Source organism: Streptomyces sp. CA-251387, from assembly GCF_050936625.1.
GTDB lineage: Bacteria > Actinomycetota > Actinomycetes > Streptomycetales > Streptomycetaceae > Streptomyces.
This window is the reverse complement of record NZ_JBNJMJ010000001.1, coordinates 2821639-2842504: the sequence shown is the minus strand read 5'-3', so window position 1 is coordinate 2842504 and position 20866 is coordinate 2821639. Positions and strand designations below refer to the sequence as shown.

The window sequence follows — 20866 nt, the reverse complement described above, 5'->3', positions numbered from 1 at the left end:
CCCCGTCGAGCCGTTGACGCCACAACCCTGCGACGCCATGCCCCTTCGGACGCTACGCGTCGCCCCCGGCAGCCCCGGGATCAGCGGCCGACACATCGAGCAGCTGGTACCGGTCGATCGCCTGCTTCAGCACCGACCGGTCCACCTTCCCTTCCTTCGCCAGCTCCGTCAGCACGCCGACGACCACCGACTGCGCGTCGATGTGGAAGAAGCGGCGGGCCGCCCCGCGGGTGTCCGCGAACCCGAAGCCGTCCGCACCCAGCGACTGGTACGTCCCCGGCACCCACCGGGCGATCTGGTCCGGCACCGACCGCATCCAGTCGGAGACGGCCACGAACGGCCCCTGGGCCCCGGTCAGCTTCCGCGTCACATACGGCACCCGCTGCTCCTCCTCCGGATGCAGCAGGTTGTGCTCCTCGCACTCCACGGCCTCGCGCCGCAGCTCGTTCCAGGAGGTCGCCGACCAGACGTCGGCCTTGACGTTCCACTCCTCGGCGAGGATCTTCTGCGCCTCGATCGCCCACGGCAGCGCGACACCGGACGCCATGATCTGCGCGGGGATCGAGCCCGAAGTGCCCTCGCTGAAGCGGTAGATGCCCTTGAGGATGCCCTCGACGTCCACGTTCTCCGGCTCGGCCGGGTGCTGGATCGGCTCGTTGTAGACGGTGAGGTAGTAGAAGACGTCCTCGCCGTGCGGGTGCTCGGGCGAGCTGCCGTACATCCGGCGCAGGCCGTCCTTGACGATGTGCGCGATCTCGAACCCGAACGCCGGGTCGTACGCCACACAGCCCGGGTTGGTCGAGGCGAGCAACTGCGAATGGCCGTCGGCGTGCTGCAGGCCCTCGCCGGTCAGCGTCGTACGGCCGGCGGTCGCACCGAGCACGAAACCGCGGGCCAGCTGGTCCGACATCTGCCAGAACTGGTCGCCGGTGCGCTGGAAACCGAACATCGAGTAGAAGACGTACACCGGGATCAGCGGCTCGCCGTGCGTGGCGTACGCCGAGCCCGCCGCGATCAGCGAGGCGGTGCAGCCGGCCTCAGAGATGCCGTCGTGCAGCATCTGGCCGGTCGGCGACTCCTTGTAGGCGAGCAGCAGGTCGCGGTCGACGGCCTCGTACTGCTGGCCCAGCGGGTTGTAGATCTTCGCGCTCGGGAAGAACGAGTCCATGCCGAACGTGCGGTACTCGTCCGGCGCGATCAGCACGAACCGCTTGCCGAGCTCCTTGTCCCGCATGAGGTCCTTGAGGAGTCGGACAAAGGCCATGGTCGTCGCGATGGACTGCTGGCCCGTGCCCTTCTTCACGGTCGCGTACGTCTTGTCGTCCGGCAGCGCCAGCGGCTTGGAGCGCACCACGCGCGTGGGGACGTAACCGCCGAGCCCCTTGCGGCGGTCGTGCATGTACTGGATCTCTTCCGAGTCCCGCCCCGGGTGGTAGTACGGCGGGAGCCCGCTCTCCAGGTCCTTGTCGGAGATCGGCAGGTGCAGCCGGTCGCGGAAGCGCTTGAGGTCGTCGACCGTCAGCTTCTTCATCTGGTGCGTGGCGTTGCGGCCCTCGAAGTTGGGACCGAGCGTCCAGCCCTTGATCGTCTTGGCGAGGATCACGGTCGGCTGGCCCTTGTGGGCGCGGGCGGCCGAGTAGGCGGCGTAGATCTTCCGGTGGTCGTGACCGCCGCGGCCCAGGTGCAGGATCTGGTCGTCGGTCATGCCCTCGACCATGGCGCGCAGCCGGTGGTCGCCGCCGAAGAAGTGGTCGCGGATGTAGGCGCCGGTCTCGGTGGCGTACGTCTGGAACTGGCCGTCCGGCGTGGTGTTCATCTTGTTGACGAGGATGCCGTCGCGGTCCTGCGCGAGCAGCGGGTCCCAGGTGCGGTCCCAGATCAGCTTGATGACGTTCCAGCCGGCGCCGCGGAAGATCGACTCCAGCTCCTGGATGACCTTGCCGTTGCCCCGCACCGGGCCGTCGAGGCGCTGCAGGTTGCAGTTGACGACGAAGGTGAGGTTGTCCAGGCCCTCACGGGCGGCGATGGACAGCTGGCCCAGCGACTCCGGCTCGTCCATCTCGCCGTCGCCCAGGAACGCCCACACATGCGACTTGGAGGTGTCCGCGATGCCGCGCGCCTCCATGTAGCGGTTCATCCGCGCCTGGTAGATCGCGCCGATCGGGCCGAGGCCCATCGACACGGTCGGGAACTCCCAGAAGTCCGGCATCAGCCGCGGGTGCGGGTAGCTGGACAGCCCGTACGGCGCCTTCGACTTCTCCTGCCGGAACGCGTCGAGGTTCTGCTCGCTCAGCCGGTCGAGCAGGAAGGCGCGCGCGTAGATGCCCGGAGAGGCGTGCCCCTGGAAGAAGACCTGGTCGCCGCCGTCGCCCTCGTCCTTGCCGCGGAAGAAGTGGTTGAAGCCCACGTCGTAGAGCGAGGCCGAGGAGGCGAAGGTGGCGATGTGGCCGCCGACGCCGATCCCCGGGCGCTGGGCCCTGGACACCATGACGGCGGCGTTCCACCGGGTGGCGTTGAGGATCTTGCGCTCGATCTCCTCGTTGCCCGGGAAGAACGGCTCGTCCTTGGTGGCGATCGTGTTGACGTAGTCCGTGCTGCGCATCTCGGGCACGGCCACGCGCTTCTCGCGGGCCCGCTCGATCAGCCGCAGCATCAGATAGCGGGCCCGCTCCCGGCCACGCTGGTCGACGGCGGCGTCGAGGGAGTCGAGCCACTCCTGGGTTTCCTCGGGATCGAAGTCAGGAACCTGACTCGGAAGGCCGCCAATGATGATCGGGTTGCGATCGGATCCGGAAGCCACGCTGGTCCTTACCTGTCAGAGGGCTGTGTTTCTGGGGTTTCTGGGCGTCTGCACCGCTCCCCATCGTGTACCTCGGGGCGCAAAACGTCATCTCTACTGCGGGGTAACCGGTGCTTGGTAAACGGCTGAGTGCCCACGCATGGTTCCCAAACGTGCAAAGGGGGCACATTGGCGTGGTGTGCGTCACCTTGAGACGATGATGGTGTGCCTGGAGTTGCGGTGACACGTTCAGGATCGTCACCGTTTCGGCGGTCTGAACGGCCGGGTACTTGCGCGATCCGTCCCGCCCGTGTGGACTACGGCCAATGCTTCGCGCACGCGCGTGGCTGAGTTATTCCCAAGACATGATCAGGAGGCAACCCGTGAGCGCGACCGCGGACCACGCGGAGGAGCGGACGAACCCTGCCGTCAGGCTGGGGTTCCAGCCCGAGCAGGTGGTCCAGGAGATCGGCTACGACGAGGACGTAGACCAGGAACTCCGCGAGGCCATTGAGGAAGTCGTCGGCAACGAGCTCGTGGACGAGGACTACGACGACGTCGCCGATGCCGTGGTGCTGTGGTTCCGCGACGAGGACGGCGACCTGACGGATGCGCTGGTGGACGCCACCACGTACATCGAGGAGGGCGGCTCGATCCTCCTGCTCACGCCGAAGACCGGCCGTGACGGCTACGTGGAGCCCAGCGACATCTCGGAAGCCGCGACGACGGCGGGTCTGTCGGCGTCCAAGAGCGTCAGCGTCGGCAAGGACTGGAGCGGCAGCCGGCTGGTGACGCCCAAGGCCGCGAAGACCAAGAAGTGATCCGGTGACGGTGCCGGGCCGGGCCGAAAAGCCCGGCCCGGCCTCCTGCACGGGCCCCGGTGGCCGCTGCATAGGGTGGGTGCCACCCGAACAGCCCCACCGAAGGGACATCCACGACGATGGCGATCCAGGTCGGCGACAAGGCCCCCGACTTCGAGCTCAAGGACAACCACGGCGCGAGCGTGAAGCTCTCCGACTTCCGCGGTTCCAAGAACGTCGTCCTGCTCTTCTACCCCTTCGCCTTCACCGGCGTGTGCACCGGCGAGCTGTGCGAGGTCCGCGACAACCTCCCGAAATTCTCCGACCGCGACACCCAGGTGCTCGCCGTCTCCAACGACTCCATCCACACCCTGCGCGTCTTCGCCGAGCAGGAGGGCCTGGAGTACCCGCTGCTCAGCGACTTCTGGCCGCACGGCGAGGTCAGCCGCGCCTACGGCGTCTTCGCCGAGGACAAGGGCTGCGCCGTGCGCGGCACCTTCGTCATCGACAAGGAGGGCGTGGTGCGCTGGACCGTCGTCAACGCGCTGCCGGACGCGCGCGACCTGAACGAGTACGTCAAGGCGCTCGACACCCTCTGATCCCGGCCGTCACCGACACCTGTGATTCTTCGGCATCAAGGCCTGCGAGGTACGGGAACCCGTCACTAGGATCGACTCGTTGATCCGATATCAAACGCACGGCGGGGCTCCCCGCCCCTGGACACCAATGGAGGACTCGTGGGAGTCAGCCTCAGCAAGGGCGGCAACGTATCACTGACCAAGGAGGCCCCCGGGCTGACCGCGGTCATCGTCGGTCTGGGGTGGGACGTCCGCACCACGACCGGCACCGACTTCGACCTGGACGCAAGCGCGCTGCTGCTAAACAGCTCCGGCAAGGTCGGCAGCGACGCGAACTTCGTCTTCTTCAACAACCTCAAGAGCCCCGACGGCTCCGTCGAGCACACCGGCGACAACCTCACCGGTGAGGGCGAGGGCGACGACGAGCAGATCAAGGTCAACCTCGCGGGCGTCCCGGCCGACATCGAGAAGATCGTCTTCCCGGTGTCGATCTACGACGCCGAGAACCGCCAGCAGTCCTTCGGCCAGGTCCGCAACGCGTTCATCCGCGTCGTGAACCAGGCCGGCGGCGCCGAGATCGCGCGCTACGACCTCAGCGAGGACGCGTCCACCGAGACCGCGATGGTCTTCGGCGAGCTGTACCGGCACGGCGCGGAGTGGAAGTTCCGAGCCATCGGCCAGGGTTACGCCTCGGGCCTGCGCGGCATCGCGCAGGACTTCGGCGTGAACGTCTGAGCCGTCGAGCACCTGAGTTCGACGACCGGGGCGTGAGAGTCCAGGACGCCACTGGCTGACTCCGGCGCCGCATTCGTTTGGGTGCGGCGCCGGATGCGCAGGACAACCAAAGAAGCAGCACCCTGGGGAGGATCAGCATCATGGGCGTCACGCTCGCCAAGGGAGGAAACGTCTCCCTGTCCAAGGCCGCACCGAACCTCACTCAGGTGATGATCGGGCTCGGCTGGGACGCGCGCTCCACCACCGGAGCCCCCTTCGACCTCGACGCCAGCGCCCTGATGTGCAACGGCGGACGGGTTCTGGGCGATGAGTGGTTCGTCTTCTACAACCAGCTCAAGAGCCCGGACGGCTCGGTGGAGCACACCGGGGACAACCTCACCGGCGAGGGCGACGGCGACGACGAGTCGATCCTGGTCGACCTCCCCAAGGTGCCGGCCCACTGCGACAAGATCGTCTTCCCTGTCTCCATCCACATGGCCGACGAGCGCGGCCAGACTTTCGGCCAGGTCAGCAATGCCTTCATTCGCGTGGTGAACCAGGCCGACGGCCAGGAGCTCGCCCGCTACGACCTGAGCGAGGACGCCTCCACCGAGACCGCCATGATCTTCGGCGAGGTCTACCGTTACCAGGGGGAATGGAAGTTCCGGGCGGTGGGACAGGGGTACGCGTCCGGACTCCGCGGCATCGCACTGGACTTCGGGGTCAACGTCTCATAACGCGATATGAGCAAAAGCCGGGCCCGAGTGGGATGCGAAGACGGGCCGACTAGACTTCGGGTTCAAAAGTTCGTAAAGCCGAGTGCGGCGCGGGGGAGCCCCGTACATACAGGATTGGGTAGCCAGTGGTTCTGAAAACCTTCGGTTGGTCGTTCGCGGTCACCGCGCTCGGCCTGGTTGCAGCGGTCCTCTTCGGGGGGTGGACCGCCTTCGGCATCGTGGCGATCCTCTCCGTCCTCGAGATCTCGCTGTCCTTCGACAACGCGGTGGTCAACGCCGGAATCCTGAAGAAGATGAATGCCTTCTGGCAGAAGATCTTCCTCACCGTCGGCATCCTGATCGCCGTCTTCGGCATGCGACTGGTCTTCCCCGTGGTGATCGTCGCGATCAGCGCGTCGCTCGGACCGATCGAGGCCGTCGACCTCGCGCTCAGCGACAAGGACCGCTACCAGGAGCTCGTCACCGACGCCCACCCGGCGATCGCCGCGTTCGGTGGCATGTTCCTGCTGATGATCTTCCTGGACTTCATCTTCGAGGACCGGGACATCAAGTGGCTCGGCTGGCTGGAGCGCCCGCTGGCCAAGCTCGGCAAGGTCGACATGCTGTCGGTCTGCATCGCACTGGTCGTTCTGCTGATCTCGGCCCTGACCTTCGCGACCCACGCCCACCAGCACGGCGGTGCGCACGTCGACAAGGCGGAGACGGTTCTGCTCTCCGGTATCGCCGGTCTGATCACGTACATGATCGTGGGCGGTCTCTCCGGCTACTTCGAGGACAAGCTCGAAGAGGAGGAGGAACGCGAGCACGAGGCCGAGGAAGAGGCCGAGCGCACCGGCAAGCCCCGCTCGGCGGTCGCCATGGCCGGCAAGGCCGCGTTCTTCATGTTCCTCTACCTCGAGGTCCTGGACGCGTCCTTCTCCTTCGACGGCGTGATCGGCGCCTTCGCCATCACCAACGACATCGTCCTGATGGCGCTGGGTCTCGGTATCGGCGCGATGTACGTCCGGTCGCTGACCGTGTACCTCGTGCGTCAGGGCACCCTCGACGACTACGTCTACCTCGAGCACGGCGCGCACTACGCGATCGGCGCGCTCGCCATGATCCTGCTCGTCACCATCCAGTACGAGATCAACGAGATCATCACCGGCATGGTCGGTGTGATTCTGATCGGCTGGTCCTTCTGGTCCTCGGTCCGCCGCAACCGCGCGCTCGCCGCCGCGGAGGGAAAAGCGAAGGCCTCGGACGAGAAGACTGAGGTCTCGTCCGGGGTGTGACACCCCTGCAAGCGAGGAACGCTCTGTGCGGGGCGGCCGGGCTCCGGCCGCCCCGCCGGTTTTTCCAAGTGAACGCGGTTCTCTGGTGGGACGTGGGGGCGGAATGGGCTTCTTGGACGGGCTCTGGCGTGGTCGAGCCGCGGAGTTCGACTCGGGCAGTGCGTCGACGAATGCGATAGAGCTGACCAAGCGGCACGATCGGGTGTCGCTCACCAAGCAAGGTGCTGCCACGGGGCATTTGCGGATCAACCTCGCCTGGCGGATGCGGACGTCCGACATCGGGGGGTCGCAGCGGGAGAGCCTGTTGCGGCATCCGTTCAAGGCCCTCAAGCCGCCGGAGGTGCTCGGGCACAGCCAGAGCATGGTCAATGTCGACCTGGACCTCGGGTGCCTGTATGAACTGGCCGACGGGACGAAGGGGGTCGTCCAGCCGCTGGGCGGGTTCTTCGGGGACGTTAACTCGCCGCCATACGTCAAGCTCAGCGGGGACGACCGGTTCGGATCGGCGTCCGGGGAGACGATGTACGTCAACCTGGATCATCGGGAGAACATCAAGCGGTTGCTGGTCTTCGTGTACATCTATGACCAGACGCCGGCGTTCGACCGTACGCATGCGATCGTCACGTTGTACCCGAGCAATGGGCCCCGGATCGAGATAGGTCTCGATGAGCGGCACCCTCAGGCTCGGTCCTGTGCGGTGGTGATGATCGAGAACATCAAGGGTGAGCTGTGGGTTCGGCGTGAGGTGAAGTTCGTTTACGGGTTTCAGGCCGAGCTGGATCGGTTGTTCGGGTGGGGACTGCAATGGGGCCGCGGGTACAAAACCAAGGCGGAGCGCTGACGCTGGGTTTCGGCCGGTGCGCCTAAGAGTTCGGGGCCTTGCGCTGTATGGCGGCTGCGGGTCGTTTGTGGCTGGTCGCGCCCACGCGGCGGAGCCGCATATCGATACAGCCCCGCGCCCCTGACGGGGCGCTCCCGTCACCGTCCGATGAATTGGGGCCCTTGAGGAGGCAGGCGGAACTCCTGGTTCGGAGCTGTCGTCACCGGGGGCGGGTAGCCGTAGCCCGACTGGGCGTGGGCCGGCTGGCTCGTCGGCTGGGGATAGCCGTATGCCGGCTGGGTCGCCGGGGGCTGCTGAGGGTAGCCGTACGACGGCTGGGGCGGGACCGTCGTCGTCGGCTGTTCCGGGGGCAGGGGCTGGGAGACCTCCGGTACCGAGGTCGGCTGAGCTGCCGCAGGCTCCTGCGCTGCCTCGGCCTCGTCCACCGAGATGCCGAAGTCCGTGGCCAGGCCCTTCAGGCCGTCCGAGTAGCCCTCGCCCAGGGCGCGGAACTTCCAGCCCTCGCCGCGGCGGTACAGCTCGCCGCAGATCAGGGCGGTCTCCTGGCCCGTCTCCGGCTTGATGTCGAAGTACGCCAGCGGGTCGCCGTCGGCGGCCGTCGCGTCGTACAGCAGGATGCGTAGGTCCCGTACGCGGTCGAAGGTGACGCCGTCCGCCGAAGCGACCAGCTGAATTTGACCGACGTCGGGCTCGACACCGGCGAGATCTGTCTGGATGGTGTCGGTGAGGCCCTCGGCGAGCCGCTTCTTGCCGAGGCGCCACACCTTCCCGGAGGGGTGCCGGGGCTGGTTGTAGAAGACGAAGTCCTCGTCGGAGCGCACACGACCGTCGGGGCCGAGGAGCAGAGCCGAGGCGTCGACATCCGGGACCCCCTGCCCGGGCGTCCAGCGCAGCACGGCGCGCACCGTCGTGGCCTTGAGCGGGACGTTCGACCCCTTCAACATCGCGTGCGTCATGCCGTCATCCTGCCCTCTCCGTCCTGATCACGACAACGCGGGGGGTACGCAGACCGTGCGCGCTCGTGTTCGTCCGCGTTACCAGAAATTCATGCCCTGCGGGAACCCCTGACATGGGTATCTACGTACTATTACCGGCCACCTGTGAACAGCTCACAGGGGCCACTGAGACACCACGGGGGAGTTCTATGCGTCATTTCGGGCACATCGCCCCGGAGGTGCGGCAGCGCCTCTTCCACCAGGAGCCGTGCGAATTCACCGCCGGCTCCCCGGCCCGGCTGCTCTCCGCGGCCCTGGGCGCCACGCTCTACAGTCCGGCCACCCGGCCGCGGCTCGCCGACGACATCGTCAAGCAGGCGGGGAACGGCGTGGTTTCGATGGTGCTGTGCCTGGAGGACTCCATCGGCGACGAGGACGTCGCGGCGGGCGAGGAGAACCTCGTCCGGCAGTTCGCGGACCTCGCGGGGCGAGCGGGCGCCGCACTGCCGCTGCTCTTCGTCCGGGTGCGCACACCCGAGCAGATCCCCGACCTCGTCCGGCGCCTGGGCCCGGCCGTGCGGCTGCTGTCCGGGTTCGTGTTCCCCAAGTTCACCGAGGAGCGTGGCATCCCCTTCCTGGAGGCCCTCGCCGCCGCCGAGACCGCCCTCGGGCACCGGCTGTTCGGCATGCCCGTGCTGGAGACGCCCGAGCTCATGTACCGGGAGTCCCGCGTGGACGCCCTGGAGGGCATCGCCCGCGCCGTCGACAAGTACCGGGACCGGGTGCTCGCGCTGCGGCTCGGCGTCACCGACTTCTGCTCCTCGTACGGGCTGCGGCGCGCCCCCGACATGACCGCCTACGACGTGCAGATCGTCGCCTCCGTGATCGCCGACGTCGTGAACATGCTGGGGCGGGCCGACGGCACCGGGTACACGGTGACCGGACCGGTGTGGGAGTACTTCCGCGTGCCCGAGCGCATGTTCAAGCCGATGCTGCGCACCAGCCCGTTCCTGGAGGGACAGGCCGTCGAACTGCGCGAGAAACTGATTGAGCACGCGATGGACGGGTTGCTGCGGGAGATCTCCCTCGACCACGCCAACGGTCTGCTGGGCAAGACCTGCATCCACCCCTCCCATGTGCCGGCGGTGCACGCACTGTCCGTGGTCAGTCACGAGGAGTACGGCGACGCCGTCGACATCCTGCGGCCGGAGCGCGGCGGCGGGGGCGTGCTGAGGTCGGCGTACACGAACAAGATGAACGAGGTGAAGCCGCACCGAGCCTGGGCCGAGCGGACCATGCTGCGCGCGGAGGTCTTCGGCGTCGCGCGCGAGGACGTCAGCTTCGTGGATCTGCTGGCCGCCGGAATTCCCGGCTGAACCCACCTCTATCCAAGGGACGCATGAACAACGCAGTGAACAACGGGGTCTGGTCCGGCAGCTGGGTCGCCGAGCGGCTCGGAGTCCAGCTCGTGGGCGACGACGAGCTCACGGAGCTGCTGGGACTCGCCCTGCGCCGCAACCCCAAGCGGGCGCATCTGCTGGTCTCCAACGTGCTCGGCAAGCACGTACCGCAGTCACCGTCCGTGGTGTACGGCGCCGGCTTCGCCCTGGGCCGCCGGGTGCGGGAACTTCTGGGCGCCGACGAGGCCGCCCGGGCGGTCGTCCTCGGCTACGCGGAGACGGCGACCGGCCTCGGCCACTCCGTCGCCGACGGCATCGGCAGCGCCCCGTACCTGCACTCCACCCGCCGCCCGGTCGCCGGGGTCGCCCCGGCGGGCGGCTTCGAGGAGTCCCACTCGCACGCTACGTCGCATCTGCTGCTGCCGGAGGATCCGGGCCTGCTGGCGGGTGACGGGCCGCTGGTCCTGGTCGACGACGAGTTCTCGACGGGGAACACGGTCCTGAACACCATCCGGGATCTTCACGAACGGTATCCGCGGCGGCGGTACGTCGTGGTGGCGCTGGTCGACATGCGGTCGGCCGAGGACGCCGGGCGACTGGAGGAGTTCGCGCGGGAGATCGGCGCGAGGGTTGATCTGGTGGCGGCGGCTTCGGGGACGGTGCGGTTGCCGGAGGGGGTGCTGGAGAAGGGGCAGGAGCTGGTGGCGCGGTACGAGTCTGAGAGTGCCGCGAGCGGTAGTCGGTCGTCTGCGCGACCAGCCCCCACGGGCCCGCGCCCGGACGACAACCCCACCCACCCCCACATCACCCGCGTCGACCTGCACTGGCCCCCCGGCCTCCCCGACGGCGGCCGACACGGCTTCACCCCCCAGCATCGAATACGACTCGAAAGCGCCCTCCCCGCCATGGCAGCCCGCCTCGCAGAGGCACTGCCGGCTGACGCGCGCCGCGTCCACGTCCTCGGCTTCGAAGAGCTGATGTACGCCCCCCTGCGACTCGCCCGTGAGCTGGAGCAGGTCGTGGAGGCCGAGGTGCGGTACTCCACGACCACCCGTTCCCCGGTCCTCGCGGTCGACGACCCCGGCTACGCGATACGCAGCCGTATCGTCTTCCCCGCCCACGACAACCCCGCCGACGGCCCCGGCGAGCGCTACGCCTACAACGTCGCCGGTGCCGGCTTCGACGCGGTCATAGCCGTGGTCGACTCGGTCGCCGACACACCCGAACTGCACGCACCCGACGGTCTGTTGGACCGGCTCGCCGCCCACACCCCACACGCCGTCCTCGCGGTCGTCCCGTCGTACGTCCCCGAAAGGCCCTCCATGCTCCCCGAGCCCCTCCGCGGCCCCGCCTTCTCCTCGTACGCCCCCGAGGAGGTCGGCTGGCTGCTGCAGGACCTCTCGGACGTGACGCTGGAGGCGCCGACCGAGGAGCGCGAGGAGGCCATCCAGAGCGGCGGCGCGCACTACGCGGAATCGCTGCCGGTGGAGTACCAGCCGAGCGAGCAGTACCAGGCACTGTTCCACACGGCGCTGGAGGAGTCGGCGGCGCGGCTGGCGCAGGCGGTCGGCGCGGTCACCGAGATCGTGCTGGCGGAGCGCTCGCCGCGGCCGGTGCTCGTCTCCCTCGCCCGCGCCGGCACCCCCGTCGGCGTCCTCATGCGTCGCTGGGCCCAGTTCCGGCACGGCCTCGACCTGCCGCACTACGCCGTGTCGATCGTGCGCGGCCGCGGCATCGACGCCAACGCGCTGCGCTGGCTGGCCGAGCACCATGACCCGCGTGATGTCGTCTTCGTCGACGGCTGGACCGGCAAGGGCGCCATCACCCGCGAACTGGCCGCCGCCCTGGAGGAGTTCGAGCAGTCCGACGGCATCACCGGCTTCGACCCGGAGATCGCCGTACTGGCCGACCCGGGCTCCTGCGTGCGGACGTACGGCACCCGCGACGACTACCTCGTCCCGTCCGCGTGCCTCAACTCCACGGTCTCCGGCCTGATCTCGCGCACCGTCCTGCGCGCCGACCTGGTCGGCCCGAACGACTACCACGGCGCGAAGTTCTACCGTGAACTCGCCGGCGCCGACGTGTCCGTGGCCTTCCTGGACGCCGTCTCCGCCCGCTTCCCGGAGGTCATGGACGCCGTCGACGCGACCGCCAAGGAGCTGCTGTCCGCCGACCGCGCACCCACCTGGGAGGGCTGGAAGGCCGTCGAGCGCATCAGCGAGGAGTACGGCATCCACGACGTGAACCTCGTCAAGCCGGGCGTCGGCGAGACCACGCGGGTGCTGCTGCGCCGCGTGCCCTGGAAGATCCTCGCGCGGGCCGGAGCCGGCGCCGACCTGGACCACGTCCGTCTGCTGGCCGAACAGAGAGGGGTCCCGGTGGAAGAGGTCGCCGAACTGCCGTACACCTGCGTGGGGTTGATCCACCCCAGGTACACGCGGGGCGCGACGGGCGCCGACGGCAAGGCGGTGAACGTCTGATGCCGGTGCTGGTGGCGAGCGACCTCGACCGTACGCTCATCTACTCCTCGGCCGCGTTGGCGCTGACCATGCCGGACGCGCGGGCGCCCAGGCTGCTGTGCGTGGAGGTGCACGAGAGCAAGCCGCTGTCGTACATGACCGAGACTGCGGCCCAGCTGCTGACCGACCTCGGCGACGCGGCCGTCTTCGTACCGACCACGACCCGCACCCGCAAGCAGTACCAGCGCATCAACCTGCCCGGCCCCCCGCCGAAGTACGCGATCTGCGCCAACGGCGGCCACCTGCTGGTCGACGGCGTCTCCGACCTCGACTGGCACGCACAGGTCACGGCCCGGCTGGCCGAGCAGTGCGCACCGCTGGCGGAGGTGCAGGACCACCTGATGGCGACGGCGTCCCCGGCGTGGGTGCGCAAGCACCGGGTCGCCGAGGACCTCTTCGCCTACCTGGTCGTCGAGCGCGAACTGCTGCCCGAGGAGTGGGTGAAGGAACTCGCGGTCTGGGCGGAGAACCGCGGCTGGACGGTGTCACTGCAGGGCCGCAAGATCTACGCCGTCCCGAAGCCCCTCACCAAGAGCGCCGCCATGCACGAGGCCGCCCGGCGGGCGGGTGCGGACCTGACGCTGGCGGCGGGCGACTCCTTGCTGGACGCGGACCTGCTGCTGGCCGTGGACAGGGGCTGGCGGCCGGGGCACGGTGAGCTGGCGGACGCCGACTGGACGGCACCGCAGATCAGCGCGCTGCCGGAGCGGGGGGTGCTGGCGGGGGAGCGAATCCTGCGGGAGTTTTTGAAGGCAACTCGCCCGGCAACGCTCTGAAGGGCGCGTAGCGCCCTAAGGGGCACGGGGGCCATATCACTGTGCGGCTCCGCCGCGTGGGCGCGACCAGCCACAACGACGCCGCACTCGCATGACGACAGCGCGCGGCACCCCCGTAGGCGACTAACCGCAGCAGCCCCCGCCACAACACCCACCGCCCCCGCCGCCCGCCCTGGGCGCGGGGGCGGGAGCCGAGGCCGTGCCGCCCACAGCCACCGTCGACAGAAGCTTCACCGTGTCGTCATGCCCCGCAGGGCAGCTCGCGGGCGCGGACGACTCCGCCATCGGCCGGCTCAGTTCGAACGTGTCGCCGCAGCTGCGGCAGCGGTACTCGTAGCGAGGCATGCGCACAGATTAGCCCGGTCAGTGCGCGGCGCCCCGCTCCTCACGGATCTGCGCGACCACCCGGGCCACCGCCTGCCGTACCGCCTCCGCCTCGGTCAGGAAGTGCCAGTAGTCCGGATGGCGCCCCTCCAGCGTGCCGATCGCCCGCTCCAGCCGCGCGACGGAGTCGTCCAGGGGCCGCGCGTGCCGCGGATCGGGCGTGTTCCGCCCCGCCATGGCCAGCCGCTGGGCGTCCCGGATCGCGAACCGCGTCCGGTCGACCTCCTGCTGCGGGTCCTTCTGCACGGCGTTCAGCCGGCGCAGCCGGTCGCCCGCGGCGGACACCGACTCGTCGGTGCTGTTCAGCAGCGCCCGGACCGTCGACAGCAGCGCGATGGCGTCCGGCCAGCGCTGGGCGTCCCGCGCGGCCTGGGCCTCCTTCAGCTTCAGCTCGGCCTGCCGTACGTTCTCCGCGGCACGCTCCGGGACGCCCTGCAGGTCCTGCCAGCAGGCCGCGGTGAACCGCCGCCGCAGCTCGCTCAGCACCGGCTCGACCTGCCCGGCACGGGTCGTGAGCGCCTGCGCATGCGTACGCAGCGAGACCAGGCGGTGGTCGATCTCGGCGGCCTTGTCCGGCAGCCGCTCGGCCTCCACCCGGACGGCTTCCGCCTCCCGCGCCACCCGCTCGGCACGCTCCAGCGTCTGCGGGACGCCATGCTGCCCGGCGCCCTGGTTCAGCTTGGTCAGCTCGGGCGCGAGAGCGGCCAGCCGCGCCGCGAGGTCGTCCGCCGTCAGCCCCGATGCCCGTACGGCATCCAGCGCGTTCGAGGCGGCGAGCAGGCCCTGCCGGGCGCGCTCCACGGCCGGGGCGAGGCGGGCCAGCTGCGTCTCGGCCTTGCCGATCAGCGGCCCGAGCCCGTCCGTGAACCGGTCCAGCTCGCGCTTCACGTTGTCGAGCTCGTCCTTGGCCCTGGTCAGCTCGGTACGCGCGCGTGCGGCAGCCGAGGCCTCCAGGTCGTCGCGGTCGAGGTCGTGGGCGTCGACGGCCTGGATGTACTGGTGGCTGACCTCGTCGATGCGCCGCCCGAGCGCCTCGAAGTCGGCGGTCGCGCGACGGGCGGCGGGCGAGTCGTCGACGGCCGTGATCGTCTCGATGGAGATCCGCAGATCCCGCTGGGCGGTGTCCAGCTCATAGAACGCGGCCGCCGCCGCATCCTTCGCGGCCTGCGCCTCGGCCCGCTGACTCTCGGCCCGCCCCCCGAACCACCGCCGCGTACCGCCACCGGCGAAGGCAGCGGGCAGGGCCAGGACGGCCACGAGAGGGAGCGCGGCCAGGGTGAGGGTGTCGAGGAGGGCCTGCCCACCGGATCGGACCGCACGACGACCGGCCTCTACGGCGGGGTGAACGGCCTGCACGGCGGGACGGACGGCCTGCACGGCGGGACGGCTGGCCTCTACGGCGGGACGAATGGCCTCTACGGCGGGACGGCCGGCCCGCAGGGCTGCGGAGCGCGCGGGGCGGCGCTGTGCGCGCGGCGCTGACGGCGAGTTCGGCTGCGGAGGTGTCGCCGTCACATCCCTCTCCCGTGCTGTCATTCACCCTGCCCGGTGTCATTCTCCCACCGGTTTAGGACGAACACACGGGCCGGTCAGTTCGCCGTTCGCACCGTGACTTTTCCGTCCCCGGTGCGCGCGGAGACCACATGGGAGCTGGCGTCGTCCCGCGGCACGGACACGTCCACCGCCCCGTCGCCGGTCTCGGTCGTCACCCGGTACGTGGCCCGCGGCAGCTCGATCGTCACGGAGCCGTCGCCGCTGCGGGTCTCCACCAGGTTCGGCACGGTGCCGAGTTCGAGCCGGACCGAGCCGTCCTTGGTCTTCGCCTTCACCCGACGCGAGGAGACATCGGCGACCCGCACGGATCCATCACCGGTCTCCAGATCCAGCGGACCGCTGGAGTCGGTGACCTGCACGGACCCGTCCGCCGTACGAATACTCAGCGCATCCCGGAACCCCCGCGCCCGCACGCTGCCGTCCCCGTCCTCGACCTTCACGGTGACCCCGCGCGGCACCTCGATACGGTGCTTGGCCGAGCAGTCGGCGATCATGCCGGAGCACTTCTCCCGCAGCACCAGCCGGTCGTCCTCCATCGCCCAGGTCACCTTCGGGTCCGAACCGATCGCGACCGACCCCTGGAACCACCGGGTGACCTCGACGGTGCCGGCCTTGTTCCCCTCGGCGGCGACGATCTCCAGCGCCGAGTCGTCGGAGTCGACGGTCAGCGTCCGTCCCTCCAGCGCGAAGGACCGGTGCTCGGGATCCTTGTCGTCCCCGGCGGAGGCCCCACAGGCGGCGAGCCCCGCGACAAGCACCACGACGGCTCCGGTGACGGCGGCTGCGCGGACGGCAACGGTACGGGCCATGACGAACTCCCCCTGAGACTCCCCTGAGACCGACCATGACGGCCCAGGATTACGACGGTGCTTCGACCGTACGAATCTGGGGTTCTGCGCGGTATCCGGCGGCCTACCGGACTGACGGTGGGGCTAGCCCCAGGTGCGGGCGCGCTGCGGCGCACATGAGCCCTCGATGTGAGACACGAGTTCTCACATCGAATGAGTGACCCTTTCCCGGGACGGTCGTTGTGTGTGATGAAAGGATCTTCGGTGTCGGTAGGGGGTGGGTGGGCAGCGTGCGGGAGTTGGCGGCGTCATTTGTGGTGCCAGGTCCCGTCGGCGTGTCGATCCGGGCGCGGCTGCGGGTGTCATCGGCGGACGCGGTGGTCCTGACCGAGTTAGGCAGGTTCCTCGGCTCGCTGGCCTCAGGCGATCTCGCGGCGCGGTCCCGGCAGGGGGCTGGCCCACGACGCTGTCTCCTGGGCTACGCGGAAGCGGGCGCTGACAGCGTCCTCTTCCGCGCGATGGGCGGGCAGTGTCACCAGGGCGACGGACGACCAATGGGCGCTGGCGAGGCGTGGTCAGGCCGCCGAGATGGCGTGGCTGCGGGGGCAGATCACGCGGATAGAGGCCCGGCTGCCCCGGCCGCTGGGTGCCAAGGCCGACAAGCAGGCAAGGCTGCCGCGCGGCTACGCCACCCGGTGGGAGTGGCATGCCAAGTCCCGCCGCCTTCGCGTCCTTCAGGACCGGTTGGCTGCTCTTGAGGCCGACTGGGCGGCGGGCCGCGTGCATGTGGTGCGCGGTGGCAAGAAGCTGGCGCACCTGCGCCACCATCTGGACGAGGCCGGGCTGAGTCGCCAGGCATGGCGCGAACTGTCGATCAGGCTTCCGGCGGCCCTGGCTCACCTGGCGAACGCCCCGTACGGCCGGTACGGGCTGGATGCGACCGTCACGTTCACCCACCGGGCTGGGGAGTGGCGGGAGCGGATCGTCGCGAACCGGGCTGTCGCCTACCGCATCCACCACGACTCCCAGCGCGGCCGCTGGTCGCGGTGGACATGAACGACGATCACCTCGCCGCCTGGCACCTCGACGTGCACGGCAACCCGGTTGGCGAACCCAAGCGGTTCTTCTACGACCTGTCGGGCAGCGCGCATCACCGCGACGCCCAGATACGACACGCGCTCACCCGACTGCTGCACTACACCCGTAACTGCGGGGCCCTGGCGATCGCGATCGAGGACCTTCATTTCACCGACAGCACGTGCCGCGAGCGGCAAGGCCGGAACAAGCGTTTCCGATGCCTCGTCTCCCGCTTCCCCACCACCAAGCTCAGGGCCCGGCTGGTCTCAATGGCCGCCGAGCAGAATGTTGCGATCGTCGCGGTGGACCCGGCGTACACCTCCCGGGGGGGGTGCCCAGCACTGGCAGCAGCCCCTGACGACCCCCGCTCGTAAGATCACTCGCCACGATGCAGCAGCCGTGGCGATCGGACGGCGCGCCCTCGGGCATCCGATCCGGCGACGGACGGCACCGCCCCCGCACGACCAGAGAGATCGTGCGGGAAAGCGGGCGACCAGTGTGCCCAACACCGCTCGGGGCACGCGGCTGAGCATGCGCCCTGGCATCAGGATGCACTTCCGCTCAGTCTTCAGGAGGGAGCTCCTCCTCTCCGGACCGCGATACCGGTTTGCCGGACAGGGCCCGGGACAATGTAGGCTGTCGGCCTGCCCCGGGTGCGTAGCTCAGTGGTAGAGCGCCTGCCTTACAAGCAGGATGTCGGCGGTTCGAAACCGTCCGCGCCCACAGCAGCAGAGGGCCCCGCCGTTCGCGGCGGGGCCCTCTGTGTTTCAGTTCTCTTCCTCCGTGGGCGCCTCGTGGGCGTGCTTCAGTTTCATGCGGGCGTCGACCCGCTCCGCTCCGGACAGCTCCGACCAGAAGCGGTGGCCGCTGACGAACACCGCGAGCTCGTGCTCGCGCCGTCGGAGCTTTTCCACCTCGGCCTGCTCGTCCTCCGTCCAGCCGGGGGAGGCGGGGCGCTCGACCTTGCGCCAGCCGTTGTCGTCGCTGAACCCGTCCAGGGGTACGACCGACCAGGGAAGCCGCCTCAGCAGGGCCGACAGCTCGGCCCGGACCTGATGCAGCTCCTCCTGGCCGGCGAGGAGGTCACTCGGAAAGTCATAGGGCGTAGCCACGGCCCAATGCTACGCCTGTTCGATTTTGGGTTGCGAGCTCCTTTGGGGGGTTCATGCGAACGAGTGTGTGGGTGGCTGAGTGCGGGCCGTTCGTCAGGCTCGCGCCTTGGAAGTCCGGCGCCCGGGACCTAGTGACCGGCGTCCCTCAACTCGCGTACCAGTCGGGCCGTCACCGGCGTCGCCACCCCGTGCCGTTCCGCCGCCCGCAGCAACGCGCCGCCGATGGCGTCGAGTTCGAGGGGGCGGCCCGCCTCGGCGTCCCGCTGCATCGACGACTTCGTGCTCGGCGGGAAGGCGTCGTAGCGGGCGAGGGCCTGGGCCGGGTCGGCGGGGGCGCCGCAGGCTCGGCTGACGGCTGCCGTCTCCTCGACGAGGGACGTCAACTCCTCGCGGTGGTGCGTGCGTACGTCGCCGAGGGAGAGGGTGTGGCGGGTGGTGAGGAGGGCGAACGGGGCCAGGAAGGACATCTTCGCCCACAGGGCCGCCGTCTCGTCGGGGAGGACGCGGGTGGCGGGGCCGGCCGTGTCGAGGACCTGTGCGAGGGCGTCCAGCCGGTCGTGGGGGACCGTGTCGCCGGTGAGGTCGATCTCGGCGAAGGGGCTGGCGTGCTCGATCTCGCCCGGGGCCAGGCGCGTCGACTCGGCGCGGATGACGGCGGGGGCGACGCGGTCGGGGCCGTATCGGGCGCGGAGTGTCTGGGGGTGTTCCACGCCGTTCAGGAACGGTACGACGAGGGCGTCGCCCAGCGCGGTGGGCGGGACGCGGGTCAGAGCCGCGTCGAGGGTGGTGGCCTTGACCGTGAGCAGGCAGGCGTCGACCGGTTCACGCAGCTCGGTGTCTGCCTCGACGTCGGCCGTGAAGTCCCCGAACAGGCCGCTGCGGACGTGGATTCCGGTCGTACGCAGGGTCTTGGCCGTGTCGTCGCCGGCCAGGCAGATGACGCGGTGGCCCGCCCTGGACAGGAGCGCGGCCAGCAGGCCGCCTATGCCGCCCGGGCCCAGGACCGCCACGGTGAGGTGGCCATGCCCGGATGTGTGGTTCGCTGCCATGTGATTCCTCTCGTCGGTCGGCCCCATAGTGGTGGCCGCCTCTGAAGTGATCATGGCAGAGGAGCCCCTCTCCGGGGGAGACTTGTCTGCATGTGCCGCAGCATCAAGACACTCCGTCCGCCCGTGTTGCCCGAAGAGGCGACGGAGGAAGAAATTCGGGCCGCCGCCCTGCAGTACGTGCGCAAGGTCTCCGGCTTCCGGGCACCGGCCGCGCACAACCAGGAGGTGTTCGACCGTGCCGTGGATGCGATTGCCGAGGCTACGGCGGAGTTGCTGGATGGGTTGGAGGTGCGGGGTCTCGGGGCGGCCCGGAAGGCTGGGTAGCGCGGGGTAGCTCGATGCGTGCCCGGCCGCTGGGGCTGGGGCCGGGGTGGGACGCTCGCCGGCGCCGGCCGGGTGCCGCCTCGCATTGGGTCGGGAGCCGCCCCAGCGGCACGACTGCCCGCAGGCTAGGTGGGTGGGTGGGTGGGGCGCGGGAGGCGCAGGCCACGTGGGCGGGCGCGGGGCGGCGAAGGCTGGGATGGGCGCGGGGACCGCAAGCCGGGCGAGCGGGTGGGGGAACGCGGGCTCGTGGGCACTGACCAGCTGACGGTGCTGCGGCTGACCTAGGGGCGCGGGGAACTGCGCGACCAGCCGCACACCACCCGCAGTCGCCGACGACCCCGAAGTCCCGAGCTCCTGGGCGAGCCGCTGGCCACCCGCAGTCGCCGAACGACCCCGAAGCCCCGGCCTCCTAGGCGAGCGGCTGCCCCCCGGCAGGGCCACGGCGTCGCATCAGATACGTCGCCAACGCCCCCGCCCCGAACAACGCCGCCACCGACACCCCCGTCGCCAGCCACGTCGCCCCGAGCCACTGGGCGCCGAAATAGCCGAGGGCCACGCTGTAGACGGCCCAGGTGAGGCCCGCCAGGGCGGACCAGGGGAGGAAGTCGCGGGCGCTGCGGTGGGTCGCGCCGGCGCCCAGGGAGACCAGCGAGCGGCCCGCGGGGGCGAAGCGGGCCAGTACGACCAGGGCGCCGCCGCCCCGGGCCAGGGCCGTGCCGAGACGTTCCTGCGCCGAGGTCAGGCGGCGGGAGCGGGCGATCGCGCGGTCCAGTCGGGCGCCGCCGCGCCGGGCGAGGCGGTAGGCGACGAGGTCGCCCAGGACGGAGGCCGTCGCGGCACAGAGCGTCAGGGCCAGGATGTCCGGGACCTCGCCGGGGACCCGACCGGTCGCGGCTCCCGAGCCCGCGGCCGCCGCCGTCGCCGCCATGATCACCAGTACGCCGCTGGGCAGGACCGGCAGGAACACGTCCAGCAGGACCGACAGCCCCACTACGCCGTAGATCCAGGGAGCCGCCGTCAGCGAACCCACATCCTCGAAACCCTCGAGCACCGCAAACTCCCCGTTGTCCCCCGTGGCCGGACCACCGTGCCGCGACGTCGCGGGGGAGCGGCAGGGGCGGCCTATGACAGCCATACAGCGTACGCCTGGGGTGTGACAGGAGGTTCATCGGGGGCTCGTGTGTTCGGCACAGCATGTTCACCGGGCTGCCGGGAACGAGCGCGA

At 69.8% G+C, this 20866-nt stretch carries 18 protein-coding genes, 1 tRNA gene and 1 pseudogene; 12 read left to right on the top strand and 8 right to left on the bottom strand.

Features of this window, described 5'->3' with window-relative positions:
* Positions 1–52: 52 nt before the first annotated feature.
* Complete coding sequence (gene aceE, locus ACQEV2_RS12735; RefSeq protein WP_433039479.1) at positions 53–2800, bottom strand: pyruvate dehydrogenase (acetyl-transferring), homodimeric type; 2748 nt, start codon at positions 2798–2800, stop codon at positions 53–55.
* A 362-nt stretch (positions 2801–3162) separates the two neighbouring features.
* On the opposite strand from aceE, the gene ACQEV2_RS12730 reads away from it, so the two are divergent.
* The 6 genes from ACQEV2_RS12730 (at position 3163) to ACQEV2_RS12705 (ending at position 7723) form a co-directional block, all read left to right on the top strand.
* Positions 3163–3600, top strand: a complete 438-nt coding sequence (locus ACQEV2_RS12730) for a DUF3052 domain-containing protein (RefSeq protein WP_031476285.1) — start codon at positions 3163–3165, stop codon at positions 3598–3600.
* 119 nt (positions 3601–3719) lie between these two features.
* Complete coding sequence (locus ACQEV2_RS12725) at positions 3720–4178, top strand: peroxiredoxin (protein WP_433039477.1); 459 nt, start codon at positions 3720–3722, stop codon at positions 4176–4178.
* 138 nt (positions 4179–4316) lie between these two features.
* Positions 4317–4892, top strand: coding sequence for a calcium homeostasis/redox stress adaptation protein (locus ACQEV2_RS12720; protein ID WP_433039475.1), 576 nt, complete (start codon positions 4317–4319; stop codon positions 4890–4892).
* 140 nt (positions 4893–5032) lie between these two features.
* Positions 5033–5608 (top strand): TerD family protein, encoded by a 576-nt coding sequence (locus ACQEV2_RS12715; protein ID WP_433039473.1) that lies wholly within the window; start codon positions 5033–5035, stop codon positions 5606–5608.
* A 125-nt stretch (positions 5609–5733) separates the two neighbouring features.
* On the top strand, positions 5734–6882 hold the full coding sequence (locus tag ACQEV2_RS12710) for a DUF475 domain-containing protein (protein WP_433039471.1): 1149 nt from the start codon (positions 5734–5736) through the stop codon (positions 6880–6882).
* A 103-nt stretch (positions 6883–6985) separates the two neighbouring features.
* Positions 6986–7723, top strand: coding sequence for a TerD family protein (locus ACQEV2_RS12705; RefSeq protein WP_433039469.1), 738 nt, complete (start codon positions 6986–6988; stop codon positions 7721–7723).
* 137 nt (positions 7724–7860) lie between these two features.
* Here the strand turns inward: ACQEV2_RS12705 and ACQEV2_RS12700 are convergent, their stop codons facing one another.
* Positions 7861–8679 (bottom strand): TerD family protein, encoded by an 819-nt coding sequence (locus ACQEV2_RS12700; protein WP_433039467.1) that lies wholly within the window; start codon positions 8677–8679, stop codon positions 7861–7863.
* A gap of 188 nt (positions 8680–8867) precedes the next feature.
* Between ACQEV2_RS12700 and ACQEV2_RS12695 the strand changes: the two genes are divergently transcribed.
* Genes ACQEV2_RS12695 through ACQEV2_RS12685 form a run of 3 tightly spaced genes read left to right on the top strand, consistent with a single transcriptional unit; the run spans position 8868 to position 13353 of the window.
* Entirely contained in the window at positions 8868–10034 is a 1167-nt protein-coding gene (locus tag ACQEV2_RS12695; protein ID WP_433039465.1) for an HpcH/HpaI aldolase/citrate lyase family protein, read from the top strand.
* Positions 10035–10057: 23 nt separating this feature from the next.
* Entirely contained in the window at positions 10058–12538 is a 2481-nt protein-coding gene (locus ACQEV2_RS12690; RefSeq protein WP_433039463.1) for a phosphoribosyltransferase, read from the top strand.
* A complete protein-coding gene (locus ACQEV2_RS12685) occupies positions 12538–13353 on the top strand; it encodes an HAD family hydrolase (protein WP_433039461.1) in 816 nt (271 codons plus the stop codon). Before ACQEV2_RS12690 ends, ACQEV2_RS12685 begins: the two co-directional genes overlap by 1 nt.
* Before the next feature lie 123 nt (positions 13354–13476).
* On the opposite strand, the gene ACQEV2_RS12680 is transcribed toward ACQEV2_RS12685, so the two are convergent.
* From ACQEV2_RS12680 to ACQEV2_RS12670, 3 genes are all read right to left on the bottom strand, one after another.
* Positions 13477–13698: an FmdB family zinc ribbon protein gene (locus ACQEV2_RS12680; RefSeq protein WP_037640570.1), complete on the bottom strand. Its 222-nt coding sequence runs from the start codon at positions 13696–13698 to the stop codon at positions 13477–13479.
* Positions 13699–13716: 18 nt separating this feature from the next.
* Entirely contained in the window at positions 13717–15252 is a 1536-nt protein-coding gene (locus tag ACQEV2_RS12675; protein ID WP_433039458.1) for a hypothetical protein, read from the bottom strand.
* Positions 15253–15326: 74 nt separating this feature from the next.
* On the bottom strand, positions 15327–16100 hold the full coding sequence (locus tag ACQEV2_RS12670; protein WP_433039456.1) for a DUF4097 family beta strand repeat-containing protein: 774 nt from the start codon (positions 16098–16100) through the stop codon (positions 15327–15329).
* 260 nt (positions 16101–16360) lie between these two features.
* On the opposite strand from ACQEV2_RS12670, the pseudogene ACQEV2_RS12665 reads away from it, so the two are divergent.
* A pseudogene (locus tag ACQEV2_RS12665) lies at positions 16361–17828 on the top strand (IS200/IS605 family accessory protein TnpB-related protein).
* Positions 17808–17879, top strand: a tRNA-Val gene (locus ACQEV2_RS12660). Before ACQEV2_RS12665 ends, ACQEV2_RS12660 begins: the two are co-directional and overlap by 21 nt.
* A gap of 44 nt (positions 17880–17923) precedes the next feature.
* On the opposite strand, the gene ACQEV2_RS12655 is transcribed toward ACQEV2_RS12660, so the two are convergent.
* Both ACQEV2_RS12655 and ACQEV2_RS12650 read right to left on the bottom strand, forming a co-directional pair.
* The gene (locus ACQEV2_RS12655; protein ID WP_433039454.1) at positions 17924–18268 is read right to left on the bottom strand and encodes a hypothetical protein; all 345 of its coding nucleotides are present in this window, start codon (positions 18266–18268) and stop codon (positions 17924–17926) included.
* A 128-nt stretch (positions 18269–18396) separates the two neighbouring features.
* Complete coding sequence (locus ACQEV2_RS12650; protein ID WP_433039452.1) at positions 18397–19317, bottom strand: ketopantoate reductase family protein; 921 nt, start codon at positions 19315–19317, stop codon at positions 18397–18399.
* Between the two features lie 90 nt (positions 19318–19407).
* On the opposite strand from ACQEV2_RS12650, the gene ACQEV2_RS12645 reads away from it, so the two are divergent.
* Positions 19408–19641: a DUF2277 domain-containing protein gene (locus ACQEV2_RS12645; RefSeq protein WP_433039450.1), complete on the top strand. Its 234-nt coding sequence runs from the start codon at positions 19408–19410 to the stop codon at positions 19639–19641.
* A gap of 409 nt (positions 19642–20050) precedes the next feature.
* On the opposite strand, the gene ACQEV2_RS12640 is transcribed toward ACQEV2_RS12645, so the two are convergent.
* Positions 20051–20692 carry a DedA family protein gene (locus ACQEV2_RS12640; protein ID WP_433039449.1) on the bottom strand — a complete coding sequence of 214 codons (642 nt, stop codon included), beginning with the start codon at positions 20690–20692 and terminating at the stop codon, positions 20051–20053.
* Positions 20693–20866: the final 174 nt, after the last annotated feature.

Coding starts and splice junctions, on each gene's coding strand:
- ACQEV2_RS12725 (WP_433039477.1), top strand. CDS start 3,720: ATGGCGATCCAGGTCGGCGACAAGGCCCCCGACTTCGAGCTCAAGGAC.
- ACQEV2_RS12715 (WP_433039473.1), top strand. CDS start 5,033: ATGGGCGTCACGCTCGCCAAGGGAGGAAACGTCTCCCTGTCCAAGGCC.
- ACQEV2_RS12705 (WP_433039469.1), top strand. CDS start 6,986: ATGGGCTTCTTGGACGGGCTCTGGCGTGGTCGAGCCGCGGAGTTCGAC.
- ACQEV2_RS12700 (WP_433039467.1), bottom strand. CDS start 8,679: ATGACGCACGCGATGTTGAAGGGGTCGAACGTCCCGCTCAAGGCCACG.
- ACQEV2_RS12695 (WP_433039465.1), top strand. CDS start 8,868: ATGCGTCATTTCGGGCACATCGCCCCGGAGGTGCGGCAGCGCCTCTTC.
- ACQEV2_RS12690 (WP_433039463.1), top strand. CDS start 10,058: ATGAACAACGCAGTGAACAACGGGGTCTGGTCCGGCAGCTGGGTCGCC.
- ACQEV2_RS12685 (WP_433039461.1), top strand. CDS start 12,538: ATGCCGGTGCTGGTGGCGAGCGACCTCGACCGTACGCTCATCTACTCC.
- ACQEV2_RS12680 (WP_037640570.1), bottom strand. CDS start 13,698: ATGCCTCGCTACGAGTACCGCTGCCGCAGCTGCGGCGACACGTTCGAA.
- ACQEV2_RS12670 (WP_433039456.1), bottom strand. CDS start 16,100: ATGGCCCGTACCGTTGCCGTCCGCGCAGCCGCCGTCACCGGAGCCGTC.
- ACQEV2_RS12650 (WP_433039452.1), bottom strand. CDS start 19,317: ATGGCAGCGAACCACACATCCGGGCATGGCCACCTCACCGTGGCGGTC.
- ACQEV2_RS12645 (WP_433039450.1), top strand. CDS start 19,408: ATGTGCCGCAGCATCAAGACACTCCGTCCGCCCGTGTTGCCCGAAGAG.